This is a genomic window from Pseudacidovorax sp. 1753, assembly GCF_040544975.1.
Classification (GTDB): domain Bacteria; phylum Pseudomonadota; class Gammaproteobacteria; order Burkholderiales; family Burkholderiaceae_C; genus Xenophilus.
On record NZ_JBEPKY010000005.1, the window covers coordinates 176,607 to 189,693 of the forward strand.

Genomic DNA, 13,087 nt, shown 5'->3' on the forward strand with positions numbered 1-13,087 from the left:
TGAGCGCCGGCGCCCTCCGCATTTCCGCATTCCCCCGCTTTCCAGACGCTTCCACCATGTCCTCCTTCGTCAGTCCGGACCAGGTCCGCGACCGCTTCTCGCAGTCCATGTCGGCCATGTACAAGACCGAGGTGCCGCAGTACGGCGCCCTGCTCGAACTCGTGGCGCAGATCAACCAGGCCACGCTCGACGCGCAGCCCGCGCTGCGGCAGTCGCTCACGGAGGCCGGCGAGCTGCACCGCCTCGACGTGGAGCGCCACGGCGCCATCCGCCTTGGCACGCCCGAGGAGCTGGCGACCATGCGGCGCATCTTCCGCGTGATGGGCATGTTCCCGGTCGGCTACTACGACCTCTCCGTCGCCGGCGTGCCCGTGCACGCGACCGCCTTCCGGCCCGTGAGCGACGAGGCGCTGCGGCTCAACCCCTTCCGTGTGTTCACCTCGCTGCTGCGGCTGGAGCTCATCGCCGACGCAGGCCTGCGCGAGCAGGCGCGCGACATCCTCGCGAAGCGCCGCATCTTCACGGACGAGGCCCTGGCACTCACGGCGCGCTTCGAGTCCGAGGGCGGGCTGAGCGAAGCGCAGGCCGACGCCTTCGTGCGCGAGGTGACCGAAACCTTCCGCTGGCACAGCGAGGCCACCGTGAGCCTCGACACCTACCGCCAGCTGCATGCCGCGCACCGCCTGGTGGCGGACGTGGTGTCGTTCAAGGGACCGCACATCAACCATCTCACGCCGCGCACGCTCGACATCGATGCGGCCCAGGCCGAGATGCCACGCCGCGGCCTGGCCGCCAAGGACGTGGTCGAAGGTCCGCCGCGCCGCCGACATCCGATTCTGCTGCGCCAGACCAGTTTCAAGGCGCTGGAAGAGACCATCGTCTTTGCACAGGGCGCCGACGCCGGTTCGCACACCGCGCGCTTCGGCGAGATCGAGCAGCGCGGCATGGCGCTCACCCGCAAGGGCCGTGCGCTCTACGACCAGCTGCTGGCACAGGTGCGGTCGATGGAAGGCGCCGGCAGCGCCGCGGCCGACTATGGGCAGCGGCTGGCTTCGGCCTTCGTGGACTTCCCGGACGAGCTGGATGTGCTGCTGGACCAGGCGCTGGCCTTCTTCCGCCACCATGTGGCGGACGAGGCGGCTTTCGCGGCCCGCGCGGCCAGCGGCGCGGCCTTCGATCTCGCCGCTCTGCGCCGCGACGGCATCGTGGGCGCACGGCCGATCGTCTACGAAGACTTCCTGCCGGTGAGCGCGGCCGGCATCTTCCAGTCCAACCTGGGCGGGGAGGAGCAGAAGAGCTATGCCGCCAACGCCGCACAGGCCGCCTTCGAGCAGGCCCTGGGCGCGTCCGTGGCCGACGAGATCGCGCTGTACGAGGCCAGTCAGGACGCCGCCGTGGAGGCGCTGCGCATCCGCTACGCCGAACTGTGCCGCGCGCCGGCCCACTGAGGCGGAAGGAGGGCCGCTGCCTACAGCAGACTCGGCCATCTGCCTGGGGCATCGCCTACAGGGGCGCGCTAGGGTGGACATTTCTGCTGTGTTTTGCCAGGAGTCCAGCCCATGCATCTCGAAGGATCGTGCCATTGCGGGCGCGTGCGCTTCAGTGTGGAGTCGACGGAGCCCGTCCCGTTCATGCGATGCTACTGCTCGATCTGCCGAAAAACCGCCGGCACCGGTGGCTACGCCATCAACCTGGGAGCGGATGCCCGGACCTTCCAGCTGCACAGCGGACAGGATGCGGTGCGCGTCTATCGCGCGCGCATCGACGGCAAGGAAAGCACCGGCCAGCGCCACTTTTGCAGCCATTGCGGCACGGCGCTTTGGCTCTATGACAAGAGTTGGCCGGATCTGATCCATCCGCATGCGGGCGCCATCGACACGCCGCTGCCGGTGCCACCGGAGAACGTGCACATGCTGCTGGATTCGAAGGCCGCCTGGGTCCAGGTGGAAGGCGGACCGGGCGACGCGCACTTCGAGCACTTTCCAGAAGAGTCACTCGCGCAGTGGCATCGCCGCCACGGCTTCTGAGCCGTCCGGCGATCAGCGCGTGGCGCGTAAGGGTTGCGGCGAAAGCCGTACGCCCCAGCCCTGTTCCACCAGCGCGGGACTCAGTGCGCTGAGCGCCTCGAACTCGATCTGACGTGCAGCGGCAATGCCGTCATAAGGCGTCGACCCGATGGCGGGGTGACACATGAGGACGTCGCCGTCCTGGCACTGGGCGATCCATTCTTCCAGCGATCGCGCGTAGGCCTGCACGTCCAGGTCGAAACCGTAGACACCCAGGAGCCGGTGGCTCAGGGGAATGGACCTGCGGCGCGCGAGACGTCGCGTGCCCGGGCCGCCAAGACGGTGGATGAGGAGCTGCTTGAAGGCGACAGCGCCCGAGGCAGGGCCGGGCCGTGTGCCGCGCAGCCAGGGCAGGGCACGGCCGTAGCGCTGGTTCAGCAACTCGGCCAACGCCTCGCGCACGCCGGGAAGCTGGTGCACGTGCCGGTGACCATCCACATGACTGGGCGGGCGGCCCATCGCGTCCTCGAAGCGGTCCAGCTGCTGCCGCAGGATGGGCAGCCAGTGTTCGCGTCGCAGTGGCATGAGCATGCTGCGTGCAGCCAGTGGAGCGAGGCCCGCTTCGCGTGCGGTGCCGTCCACGTTAGTGAGGTCGATGTGCAGACCCACGTCGACACCGGCACCCGGACGGTTGCGCAGCTGCGGGGCATCGATCTCCCAGGCCTGGCGCAGCACCATGCAGCTGGTCGCGGTGACCACGCCCTGATCGATCAGCGCCAGGATCGCGCGGTCGATGGCCGCGCTCAGGCCGAAGTCGTCGGCACACACGCACAGGCGGCGCAGGAAGACTGGGTGCGGTGCGCTCATGAGCCACCGCTCCAGGCCGGCAGCGCGCCCGGGGTGCCATGGCCCGACAGGCAGTCCGGTCCCTCGCCCGCACGGCCATCGTGGCGCCAGACTGCGATTTCGCTGTTGAAGGCGACCAGCTTCATGCCCAGCACCCAGGGGGCGACGAGCTGCGCGTTGGAGGGCCCGATCACCCAGGTGCGGCCTGGGGCGCAGATCCGCGCCGGTTGGGCGTCGACGCCCTGCAGCCACGTGGCCCGGGTCGCGGGCTCGAAGGCGCCGGCGTCGGCCAGTTCCTTGCGCCAGTTGTCGCTGGCCTCGGCCACGGCTGGCCGCCAATCGGACGCCACGGTGACGGGGCCGGGAAGCTGCCAGTAGAAGGGCAATTCGTAGAAGTAGTGGTCGAGCATCACCACGCGATCCCCGGGCCGCACGGACTCGCCCGCGGGCAGCTGCAGCCGGGCGTCGGGAGGGGTGCCGTAATGCCCGGCCGCCGCCACGCCCCCCACGCACAGCAGGGCGGCGAGCGCGCCGGTGGCGCCCAGCACCTTGGCGCGCCGCGGCGAGCCTGCCAGGGCGCGCTCCAGGCCCAGCGCGACGAGGGCAGCCAGGGGCGGCAGGGCTGGCAGCACGTAGCCCACCAGCTTGGAGCGCGGCAGCGAGAAGAACACCACCACCACGCCCATCCACACCAGCATCAGCAGCGGCAGGCCCTGGGCGCCGCGCGAGGGCGCCGGCGCGGCCTTGCGCCACCACAGCAGCAGCCATGCCGTCCAGGGCAGGCACAGGCCCAGCACCACGGGTGCATAGAACCAGAACGGATGCTCGTTGTTGAAGCCGCTGGCCGCGAAGCGGCGGAAGTGCTGCGTGATGACGAAGTAGTCGAAGAACTCCGGGTAGCGCAGCTGCATGGCGACGAACCACGGTCCGGCGACGAGCGCCATCAGCAGCCAGCCCGGCCACCACACGGCCATGCGCAGCGCCACGCGGGTGCGGCGTGTGAGCAGGGCCCACAGCACGATCACGCCGCCCGGCAGCACCACGCCGATCAGCCCCTTGGCCAGCAGGCCCAGCCCCGCCGAGGCGAAGGCCAGCGCCAGGGCGGCGCGCCAGGGGCGCTCCTCGTCCAGGCACAGCAGTGCATCCGCGGCGCAGGCGATGGTGGCGGTGATGCAGCCGGCCACCAGCATGTCGAGGTTGGCGAACTGGGCGCCGACGAAGAAGAAGGGGCTGGTGCACAGCACCAGGGTGGCCCAACGCGCCTGGCGCAGCTCGGCATGTCGCCGCAGAAAGGTGTAGAGCGACGCGGCCGCCAGCCAGGCGCCGAGCACCGAAGGCAGGCGGGCGGCCCACTCGTGCATGCCGAAGACCCGCATGGCGCCCGCACCGATCCAGTAGAACAGCGGCGGCTTGTGGAAGAAGGGCAGGCCGTTGAGCCGCGGCACCAGCCAGTCCCCCGATGTCAGCATGGCCCGTGCCACGCCTGCATAGCGGCCTTCGTCGGGCGCGGTCAGCGGACGCAGGCCGGCCGTCCATGCCAGCCATGCGCCCACCATGAACAAGAAGGCGGCATGGCCCTGCCACCAAGACGACGTGCCGCGCGCGTGCGCGGCGGTGCTCACGGCGTGCGCTCCGCGAGCCCGTGGCCGTGCTCCTCGCGCACCAGGAACAGCGGCCGGGCCTTGACCTCTTCGAAGATGCGGCCCACGTACTCGCCCACGATGCCCACCGACACCAGCTGGATGCCCATGAAGAACATGAGGCTCACGACGATGGTGGACCAGCCTGGCACGTCGCTGCCCGAAATGAAATGGCTCAACACCAGGAAGACGCCATAGCCGAGCGCCGGCACGGCCAGCAGCAGTCCGATCACGCTGATCAGCCGCAGCGGCCAGGTGGTGAAGGATGTGATGCCGTCGAGCGCCAGGTTGAGCAGACGAAGTGCGCCGAAGCGGCTCTGGCCTTCGGCCCGCGGCGCCGGGGTGTAGGGCAGGGCCACGGTCTTGAAGCCGACCCAGGCGTACAGGCCCTTCATGAAGCGGTTGCGCTCGGGCAGCGCCAGCAGGGCGTCGACCACCTTGCGGTCCATCAGCCGGAAGTCGCCCGCGTCCTCGGGCAGCGGCGTGCGGCTGGAGATGTTCACGGCCCGATAGAAGAGCCGCGTGCCCACGCGCTTGAGCGCACCCTCGTCGGCCCGGTTCTCGCGCACGGCGTAGACCACCTCCGCGCCGCTTCGCCACTGCTCGACCATCTTGCCGATGAGCTGCGGCGAATGCTGCAGGTCGCCGTCGAGCAGCACCACGGCATCGCCGCGAGCGGCCTTGAGTCCGGCGCTCAGCGCGGCCTCCTTGCCGAAGTTGCGCGACAGTCGCACCAGCCGGAAGCCCGCCAGCTGGCACCAGGTGCGCGCCACGTCGGAGGTGTCGTCGCTGCTGCCGTCGTCCACCACGATGACCTCCCAGCGCAGGCCGATGCCTTGCAGCAACTGCTCCAGAAGCGGCAGAAGCAGGCGCAGGTTGGCCGCCTCGTTGAAGCAGGGGATGACGCAGGAAATGGCCGCCGCGGCGAGCTGGACGGGCGGTTGGGCGACGACCGCGTCGGTCTCGACGACCTTCAGGTGGGCGATGGATGCATGCACGGCGGCGTTCATGGCAGCGTCTTTTCTCGATGCGAAGGGGCGATGGCCGGCGAATGGGGTGTCGGCAGGTGCGGCGCGGCGGCCCGGGTTCCCAGCCGGATGCGCAGTTGCCATTGCAGGGCCAGGAAGCCGGTCAGCAGTGCAGCAGCGAGCCCCAGGCCCGCTACAACGTCCAGCGGGAAGTGCACGCCGACATGGATCCGGGCCCAACCGGTGGCAAAAGCCAGGATCAGGGCTGCAGCACCGTAAGGGCGCAAAGGCCGGCGTACCAGCATGCCGAACGCGACCAGTCCCATCACGGTCGCATGGGTGCTGGGCAGTCCGTCGCTGCCGCCATGCGCCAGATGGCTGGGCGCCAGGCCCAGCATGAAGGGGCGGGGATAGCCGAGGCTGCTGGCCAGGGCGTGGGAGACAAGGGAGCCGATCGCCGCCATGCACAGCAGTGCGAGAAGGTAGCCGCGCTCCTCCGGCTGGCGGAGACTGGCTGCGAGCATCACGACAGCGCTGAGCCAGGGTCCGAAGCGGGCGAGCGCGCTGGCGACGGACAGCAGCCAGGGCGTGGGCGAGTTGCCGGCCGTCATCGCGAGGAAGAGGGCCATGTCGGGGCGGATCAGCATGCGACCCCCCCGCTGCCGGCGCAGCAGCAGTCACGGCGCCGGCGCGTGAACGCTGGATGAACGGGCGCCCGGGAATGGTTGGTCAGCATGGCGGCGGATGCTAGGAGTCCGCCGTGAATCCTTCCTGACCGTGCGTTTCAGACGCCGTTCAGGCTGGCCGGCGCGGGCCGGCCGCCACGCTCACTCTTCCTTCATGCCGGTGGCCTTGACCACCGCGCCCAGGCGGTCCCGCTCCTCGTCGACGAACTTGACGAAGCTGGCGCGCGTGCCGCCGATGGGTTCGATGCCCATGCCCTTGAGGCGCTGCACGGTGGCCGGGTCCTTCATGGCCTTGTCCACGGCCTCGGCCATCCTGTCGAGGATGGCCGGCGGCGTGCCTGCCGGTGCATGCACGCCGGCCCAGTGAGCGATGCGGATGTCCTTGAAGCCCAGCTCCACCGCGGTCGGCAGCTCGGGGTAGGCCGAGATGCGCTGCGTCCAGGTGGTGGCGAGCGCCTTGAGCTTGCCCGCCTTGATGTAGGGCAGCACCACGATGCTGGCCTCGGAGGTCGCGTCGACCTGGCCGCTGAGCACGGCGGTGATCGACTCGGAGCCGCTCTTGTAGGGCACCACATCCAGCTTGGCGCCGTAGTTCTTCTCCAGCAGGCCTTCGACGAAATGCGGCGTGCTGCCCGTCCCTGCGGTGGCGAAGTGCAGGCCCTGACCCTGCTTGGACTTGTTCACGAAGTCGTTCAGGTCTTTGTAGGGCGAGTTGGCAGGCGCCACGATCACCGAAGGTGCCAGGCCGATCATGGCCACGGGCACCAGGTCGCTGTCCTTGTAGGGCACCTTGCGGATCATGCTGTTGGAGACCACACCTGCGGCGCTGATCAGGAAGGTGTAGCCGTCCGGTGCACTCTTGGCGACCACGTCGGTGCCCAGCATGGCACCGGCGCCGGGCTTGTTGTCCACCACCACCGGCTGGCCCAGCGCCGTGGAGACGCCGTCGGCCGCCGCGCGGCCCATCAGGTCATTGGCCCCACCGGCGGAGAAGGGCACGACGAAGTGGATCGGCTTGGTGGGCCATTGCTGCGCCGAGGCGCCGGCGGCCAGCAGGCCGGTGGAGAGGGCGACGAGCAGCGCACGGCGGCGCGAAGGGGCGAGAGTCATGGCGAGGGTCCTGTCTGTCTAGGTGTTGGAATGCTTCAGGAACCGGCCGGAGGCCGGGCCGGGATCATGCCACCCGGCCCACGCCCTGCCATGAGGGGAGACCGCAGCACAAGGCGCCCTGGCCTGTGCCCGCAGGCGCTCAGCTTTCTACCCAGGTCAGCACTTCGTCCAAGCCCGCGCGCGTGGTGCGGAAGCCGTTGGCCGGATGCGTGTCGTCCGCAAAGCCGAAGGAGATGCCGCAGACCACGCGCCGGTCGGCCGCCAGGCCCAGCTGCGCGCGCAACACGTCGGCGCGCGAGGCCAGCGCCGCCTGCGGTACGGTGGCCACGCCCAGGCTGGTGGCGGCCAGCATGAAATTGGAGACGAAGGCGCCGCAGTCCACCGCGCCGTACACGCCCAGCGCCTCGTCGCTGGTCACGATGGCCACATGCGGTGCGCCGAAGAAGCGGAAGTTCTCCAGCGCCTGCCGGGCCGAGGCCTCGCGGTCGCCCTTGGCGACGCCCACGGCGTCGTACAGCGCGAGGCCGCATTCGCGGCGCCGTGCCTGGTAGACGCCGTGGTATTCGCGCGGCCAGGGAAAGTCGGGCTGGGGCGGCTGGGCCTGCGCCGCGAGCAGCGCCTCGCGCAGGCGCTCGGTGGCCGCACCGCGGGTTACCACCACCTGCCAGGGCTGGGCGTTGCACCACGAGGCGGTGCGCTGCGACAGTTGGAGGATGCGCTCGATGATGGTGCGGGGCACCTCCTGCGGCAGGAAGCCGCGGCAGCTGTAGCGCTGGTCGAGCAGGGCCTGGAGGGCCAGGGCGGGCTCGGCGGCGGCGGGCGCAGGCTCGCCACGAGTGGAGGCTGGGTCGATGGGCATGGAGAGATGTTGCAGTGAAGGGGCAGGGTTCGGTGACTACCGCTCGCACAGCCGCCAGTGCAGCAGCGAGAACGCAGGTTGCGCGTCGCGATGGTGCGCGAAAACGCCCTGCACCGCAGCACCGATGGCGACATCCTGCATCGGGTCACCCAGCAGGTTGCCCACCATGCGCACGCCGCCAGCGTGCGGCAGCGCGACCAGCACCACGCGATAGGGGCCGTGCCCGCGCAGGGCCGCGTGCGCCGGATGCCACACCCGCGTCCAGCTGTGGATGACGCCCTGCGGCGGCACCTCGGTCCACGCCGGGTCGAAGGCATGGCAGTGGTGGCAGATCCATTCGGGGCCGAACTGCCACGTGCCGCAGTGCGTGCAGCGCTGCACGCGCAGCCGCTCTTCGCACAGACCCTGCCAGTACGGGGCCGAGAGGCCGTCCGGCTCCGACACGGGAATCGGCAGGCCGGCGGGCAGCGGCGGGATCGAGGTCTCGCTCACAGCGTGGCCTCCGATCCCAACAGAAGGTTGCTCACCGGCGACACCATGGGCGCCCCGATCACCAGCGCGGCATCGCGCCGCGGTGCCTGGCTGGTGGAGGTGCCGCGCACCTGCCGCACCGCCTCCAGCACCAGTTCGAGGCCGTGCATGTAGCACTCGGCCAGGTTGCCGCCGCTGGTGTTCAGGGGCAGCCGGCCATGGGGGCTGACGAGGTTGTCGAGGGTGAGGAAGTCGTTGGCCTCCTCGGGCCGGAAGAAGCCGTGTTCCGCCAGCGCCATGACCACGCCGCCGGTGAAGTTCTCGTAGCTTTGCACCGAGCCCACGTCCGAGGGCCCCAGGCCGGCCATGCGCCACAGGTCTTCGGCGACGGCGGCGTAGCCGGCGCTGCCGTAATCGGGCGCGTTGTGGGCCGTGGCTGCGGCGCGGTGCGGTGCGCCGGCCGCGGCGCCGAGCAGGTAGACCGGCTCGGCCGCGAAGTCGCGTGCGCGCTCTGCCGCGACCAGCACCAGCGCCGCGGCCCCGTCGTTCTCCATGCAGCAGTCGAAGAGGTGGAAGGGCTCGGTGATCCAGCGCGAAGCGTCGTACCGGGTGGCATCGAGCGGCCGCCCGTGCATGAGCGCGCGCGGATTGGCCTGTGCATGGTGGTAGCAGGCCAGGGCGATGGCGCGCAGCGCCGCCTGCTGCACTCCGTGCTCGTGCATGAAGCGTTGCACCCGCATGGCGAAGCGCTGCGGCGGGGCCAGCACGCCGTAGGGCATCAGGTAGGCCTTCTCGCCCGAGATGGTCGACACGCCCGACACCTGGCCGAAGCGCCCGTGCTCGCCCTGGGCCAGGGCCCGGAAGACCACCACGCAGTCGGCCATGCCGGCCGTGATGGCGGCGGCGGCATTGGCCACCGCGGCGCAGCAGCCGCCACCGCCGCCGCCCCACTGCATCGTGGCCGAGCGCAGGCGGTGGATGCCCAGGGCCGTCGCCAGCCGCGAGGCGTCGTTGCGGTCGTCGCCATACGAGGCAAAGCCGTCGATGTCCCGCGGGTCCAGACTGGCGTCCTGGCAGGCGGCCAGGATGGCCTTGAGGGCCAGCTTGAATTCGGGGTCGGGCGACTGGCCATGGCGCCAGTAGCCGCCCTCGCCGATGCCGATGACCGCCACCTGCCCGCGCAGCGTGCGGGTGGCGCGCGCCGCAGCGGTGGCGCCGGCCCGGCGCGTGTGCGCTTGCATGGGGGTGCCGCTCACATCTGGATGTTGGCCTTGCGCACCACCGGGCCCCACTGCGCCGCCTCCTTGCGGATCAGTTGCTCCAGCTGCTCGGGCGTGCTGCTGCGCGCCTCGACCTTGCGCTCGGCGAACAGGCGCCGCACCTCGGGTCGTTCCACCGCCGCCCGCACGGCCGCGTTCAGCCGCGCCGCCACGTCGTCGGGGATGTTCCGTGGGGCCAGCACCCCGAACCAGGCCACGCTCTCGAAGCCGGGAACGACCTCGGCGATGGGCGGCAGCTCGGGCACCGCCTCGCTGCGCTGCGTGGTGCCCACGGCCAGGTAGCGCACGCGGCCCGAGGCCAGCAGCGTCGCGCCATCCAGGCCCGTGACGAAGGCTGCCTGGATCTGCCCACCGACGAAGGCGGTGGTCATGGGCGCGCCGCCGTTGTAGGGAACGTGCTGCATCTGCGTGCCTGCCAGCTCGTTGAAGTAGGCGCCGGTGAGGTGCGACAGCGATCCGTTGCCCACCGAGCCGAAGTTGAGCGCCGGGCCCTCCTTGCGCGCGTAGGCGATGAAGTCCTTCAGCGTGCGTGCCGGGCTGTCGGTGGGCACGGCCAGGATCATGGGCGTGATCGCCACGGTGGAGATCGGCCGCAGGTCCTTGAGCTCGTCGTAGGGCACCTTGCGCATGAGCGAGACGATGGCGTTGGGGCCGCTGTTGCCGAAGACCAGCGTGTAGCCGTCCGGCGCTGCCTTGGCGACGCTGTCCACGCCGATGGTGCCGCCGGCGCCGGGCTTGTTGTCGACGATCACCGGCTGGCCCAGGAACTCGCTCATCGGCTGCTGGATGGCCCGCGCCAGCTGGTCGGTGCTGCCCCCGGCGGCATAGGGCACGACGATGCGGATCGGCTTGCTGGGATAGGGCTGCGCGAAGGCCGCGCCGACGGCGAGCAGGCTGACGGCGGCCAGGGCTGCGCGGCGGCTGAATCGGCTGGAAGGGGCGAGGGTCATGGGGCGTCTCCGGAATGTTCTTGGGATGAAGGGGCCGGCGCGGCATCGGCCAGCCGGTCGGTCCAGTAGCGTCGGGCACGCTGCATGTGGCGCAGGATCAGGGCCTGGGCCTTGGGTGCGCTGCGCGCGCGCAGGTGGCTCAGCATCTGGCGGTGGTCCTGCTCCGAGGCCTGGCCCTGCGCCAGGTCACGGAACAGGGCCTCGCGCCGCAATGCGGTGAAACGGTAGAAGGCGTTGAGCACGCGCACCAGCACCGAGTTGTGCGTCGCCTCGACCAGGGCAAGATGGAACTCGCTGTCGGCCTCGGCGATGTTGCCGCCACCCGCCAGGATCCCGCGGGTGCGGGCCAGGATGCCTTCCATGCGCTGCAGGTCGTCCTCGGTGCGGCGCTCGCAGGCCAGGCCGGCGGCCAGCAGTTCGAGATGGGCGCGCACCTCCATCGTCTCGGCCACCTCGGTGGGTGTGGGCGTGGCGCCCATGTCGGCCAGCATCACCAGCGCCTCGAAGCTGCTGTCGCGGCCCATGTGGCGCAGGTAGACGCCCGAGTTGGGGCGGCAGTCCACCACCCGCAGCGTGCCGAGGATGGCCAGGGCCTCGCGCACCGCATTGCGTCCCACGGCCAGGCTCTCCGCCAGGTCGCGTTCCGAAGGCAGGCGGTCGCCCGGCTGCAGCCTGCGTTCGCGCAGATAGGCCAGCACGCCGGAGATCACCGTGCCGATCTGGCCGCCGCCGTCGCGTGGGCGCGCGGGTGCCTGGGGTCCACGCGCGTGCATGGGCTCGATGGCGGTGCGCGGGTCGGGCATGAGGACGGCTCAGGGCGTGTAGCCGAAGTCCTTGCCCAGTTCGGCACGCATGTGATCGCCGCCGAGCGTCATCCAGTCGCCGCCGGCGGGAATGGTGATGGACACCGCGCGCTTCATGAACAGCCCGGGCTCTGCCGCCGACACGGGCGGCGTGCCGGCCTTCAGCTGGCGCACGCCCTCCAGCAGCACGCGCCGGGTGCGCGCGATGCCGCTGTCGCTGGTGCCCAGGTGCTCCTGGCTGCGGTCGTAGATGGGCTGCACGCCCGATTGGCAGGCCGCGTCCTGGATCCACAGCCCCGGCATGCCCGCGTTGTACTTGCTGACCTGCTGCGCGTAGTCGAAGTGGTAGGCATTGCCGCGGTTGAAGCGGCTCCAGTAGGTGTGATACGGCTCGGTCACCGGCCGCTTCTCGTAGGCGCCCTCGGAGTGATGGCCGGTCTCGCGGCCGGCATGCCCGTTCTTGAAGACCTGACGCGTCTTTTCGTAGAACGGCTGGGCCGGCGTGTACGAGAACATCACGCACAGCGTGTGCTCGTCGTCGATGGGCACCCAGGCATGGCCGCTGAGGTCGGGGAACTGGGCCTGCGGCGGAACCAGCGTCCAGAAGGGCAGCATGAACTGGTTGACGCGCACGTAGTTCTGGCCGTCCGGCGTCTTGCGGCGCGCGGCGATGCTCACGCCGGCATCGTGTTGCACGCATTCGAAGGTGGGCGTGAGGTCGGCGCCCTGCTTCCACTGGTTGATGGTGCCGCCGACATCGACGCGGCCGTGCAGGATGGCGGCATGGGCGGAGTCGATCTCGCCTTCGAGGGCCTGCAGCCAGTTGCACTCCTGGACACGCATGGAGATGGCCACCTGCGTTTCGGGCACCAGGTTCCATTCCACGGCGGGCAGCTCGGGCGGGTTCTCCTGGTCGGGGCCCATGTAGGCCCACAGCATGCCGTTGCGCTCGCGCACCGCATAGGCGGTCACGCGCATGCGCTTGCACATCGGACTGCCGGCCGGCTCGACGGGGATGTCGAGGCAGCGGCCGTCCACGCCGAACTTCCAGCCGTGATAGACGCAGCGCAGTCCGTCGGCCTCATTGCGGCCGAAGACCAGCGGCGCGCCGCGGTGCGGGCAGGCCTGGGCCACCAGGCCCACGCGGCCGCTGCTGTCGCGGAAGGCGACGAGCTCCTCGCCCAGCAGACGCACCCGGTAGGGCTGGCCGTCGGGCGCGACGTCCGAGGACTTGAGGAAGGGAATCCAGTACAGCCGCATGAACTGGCCCATGGGCGTCTGGGGACCGACACGGACGAGGGTTTCGTTGTCTTCTCGGGAGAGCATGGCGTTCGTGGGCCGGGGTAGGGTGGCCGGATTAGATTGGTTGATCCAAATTGGTAGAACCAATTCTATGGAACTCGTTTGGCACGTCAAGCGCCTCGGCGCGAGGCGCGCAGAAGGAGCGCGGGCCGGCACCTTGTGCGGG

General features: G+C 70.4%; 13 protein-coding genes. 2 read left to right on the forward strand and 11 right to left on the reverse strand.

Going from position 1 to position 13,087, the window contains the following annotated elements; genetic code table 11:
* Window positions 1–56: 56 nt before the first annotated feature.
* Window positions 57–1,448 (forward strand): 2-oxoadipate dioxygenase/decarboxylase HglS, encoded by a 1,392-nt coding sequence (hglS, locus tag ABIC63_RS07980; protein WP_354319334.1) that lies wholly within the window; start codon window positions 57–59, stop codon window positions 1,446–1,448.
* Window positions 1,449–1,559: 111 nt separating this feature from the next.
* On the forward strand, window positions 1,560–2,027 hold the full coding sequence (locus tag ABIC63_RS07985) for a GFA family protein (RefSeq protein WP_354319335.1): 468 nt from the start codon (window positions 1,560–1,562) through the stop codon (window positions 2,025–2,027).
* Window positions 2,028–2,039: 12 nt separating this feature from the next.
* Here the strand turns inward: ABIC63_RS07985 and ABIC63_RS07990 are convergent, their stop codons facing one another.
* From ABIC63_RS07990 to ABIC63_RS08040, 11 genes are all read right to left on the reverse strand, one after another.
* Window positions 2,040–2,873, reverse strand: coding sequence for a ChbG/HpnK family deacetylase (locus ABIC63_RS07990; protein ID WP_354319336.1), 834 nt, complete (start codon window positions 2,871–2,873; stop codon window positions 2,040–2,042).
* Window positions 2,870–4,474, reverse strand: a complete 1,605-nt coding sequence (locus ABIC63_RS07995; RefSeq protein ID WP_354319337.1) for an ArnT family glycosyltransferase — start codon at window positions 4,472–4,474, stop codon at window positions 2,870–2,872. The genes ABIC63_RS07990 and ABIC63_RS07995 overlap by 4 nt, the downstream gene beginning before the upstream one ends.
* Window positions 4,471–5,502 (reverse strand): glycosyltransferase family 2 protein, encoded by a 1,032-nt coding sequence (locus ABIC63_RS08000; RefSeq protein WP_354319338.1) that lies wholly within the window; start codon window positions 5,500–5,502, stop codon window positions 4,471–4,473. The genes ABIC63_RS07995 and ABIC63_RS08000 overlap by 4 nt, the downstream gene beginning before the upstream one ends.
* Entirely contained in the window at window positions 5,499–6,089 is a 591-nt protein-coding gene (locus tag ABIC63_RS08005; protein WP_354319339.1) for a phosphatase PAP2 family protein, read from the reverse strand. The genes ABIC63_RS08000 and ABIC63_RS08005 overlap by 4 nt, the downstream gene beginning before the upstream one ends.
* Window positions 6,090–6,287: 198 nt before the next feature.
* Window positions 6,288–7,256: a Bug family tripartite tricarboxylate transporter substrate binding protein gene (locus ABIC63_RS08010; protein ID WP_354319340.1), complete on the reverse strand. Its 969-nt coding sequence runs from the start codon at window positions 7,254–7,256 to the stop codon at window positions 6,288–6,290.
* Window positions 7,257–7,395: 139 nt separating this feature from the next.
* Window positions 7,396–8,115, reverse strand: coding sequence for a nitroreductase (locus ABIC63_RS08015; protein WP_354319341.1), 720 nt, complete (start codon window positions 8,113–8,115; stop codon window positions 7,396–7,398).
* 36 nt (window positions 8,116–8,151) lie between these two features.
* Window positions 8,152–8,607: a Zn-ribbon domain-containing OB-fold protein gene (locus ABIC63_RS08020; RefSeq protein ID WP_294376164.1), complete on the reverse strand. Its 456-nt coding sequence runs from the start codon at window positions 8,605–8,607 to the stop codon at window positions 8,152–8,154.
* Window positions 8,604–9,827 carry a thiolase C-terminal domain-containing protein gene (locus tag ABIC63_RS08025; RefSeq protein ID WP_354319342.1) on the reverse strand — a complete coding sequence of 408 codons (1,224 nt, stop codon included), beginning with the start codon at window positions 9,825–9,827 and terminating at the stop codon, window positions 8,604–8,606. Before ABIC63_RS08025 ends, ABIC63_RS08020 begins: the two co-directional genes overlap by 4 nt.
* An 11-nt stretch (window positions 9,828–9,838) precedes the next feature.
* Window positions 9,839–10,816 carry a Bug family tripartite tricarboxylate transporter substrate binding protein gene (locus ABIC63_RS08030; RefSeq protein ID WP_354319343.1) on the reverse strand — a complete coding sequence of 326 codons (978 nt, stop codon included), beginning with the start codon at window positions 10,814–10,816 and terminating at the stop codon, window positions 9,839–9,841.
* Complete coding sequence (locus ABIC63_RS08035; protein ID WP_354319344.1) at window positions 10,813–11,619, reverse strand: FadR/GntR family transcriptional regulator; 807 nt, start codon at window positions 11,617–11,619, stop codon at window positions 10,813–10,815. The genes ABIC63_RS08030 and ABIC63_RS08035 overlap by 4 nt, the downstream gene beginning before the upstream one ends.
* A 9-nt stretch (window positions 11,620–11,628) precedes the next feature.
* Window positions 11,629–12,945: a Rieske 2Fe-2S domain-containing protein gene (locus ABIC63_RS08040; RefSeq protein ID WP_295381243.1), complete on the reverse strand. Its 1,317-nt coding sequence runs from the start codon at window positions 12,943–12,945 to the stop codon at window positions 11,629–11,631.
* Window positions 12,946–13,087: the final 142 nt, after the last annotated feature.

Excerpts from the sequence above, each read along its gene's own strand:
- hglS (WP_354319334.1), top strand. The coding sequence starts at position 57 with ATGTCCTCCTTCGTCAGTCCGGACCAGGTCCGCGACCGCTTCTCGCAG.
- ABIC63_RS07985 (WP_354319335.1), top strand. The coding sequence starts at position 1,560 with ATGCATCTCGAAGGATCGTGCCATTGCGGGCGCGTGCGCTTCAGTGTG.
- ABIC63_RS07990 (WP_354319336.1), bottom strand. The coding sequence starts at position 2,873 with ATGAGCGCACCGCACCCAGTCTTCCTGCGCCGCCTGTGCGTGTGTGCC.
- ABIC63_RS08000 (WP_354319338.1), bottom strand. The coding sequence starts at position 5,502 with ATGAACGCCGCCGTGCATGCATCCATCGCCCACCTGAAGGTCGTCGAG.
- ABIC63_RS08005 (WP_354319339.1), bottom strand. The coding sequence starts at position 6,089 with ATGGCCCTCTTCCTCGCGATGACGGCCGGCAACTCGCCCACGCCCTGG.
- ABIC63_RS08010 (WP_354319340.1), bottom strand. The coding sequence starts at position 7,256 with ATGACTCTCGCCCCTTCGCGCCGCCGTGCGCTGCTCGTCGCCCTCTCC.
- ABIC63_RS08015 (WP_354319341.1), bottom strand. The coding sequence starts at position 8,115 with ATGCCCATCGACCCAGCCTCCACTCGTGGCGAGCCTGCGCCCGCCGCC.
- ABIC63_RS08025 (WP_354319342.1), bottom strand. The coding sequence starts at position 9,827 with ATGCAAGCGCACACGCGCCGGGCCGGCGCCACCGCTGCGGCGCGCGCC.
- ABIC63_RS08030 (WP_354319343.1), bottom strand. The coding sequence starts at position 10,816 with ATGACCCTCGCCCCTTCCAGCCGATTCAGCCGCCGCGCAGCCCTGGCC.
- ABIC63_RS08035 (WP_354319344.1), bottom strand. The coding sequence starts at position 11,619 with ATGCCCGACCCGCGCACCGCCATCGAGCCCATGCACGCGCGTGGACCC.
- ABIC63_RS08040 (WP_295381243.1), bottom strand. The coding sequence starts at position 12,945 with ATGCTCTCCCGAGAAGACAACGAAACCCTCGTCCGTGTCGGTCCCCAG.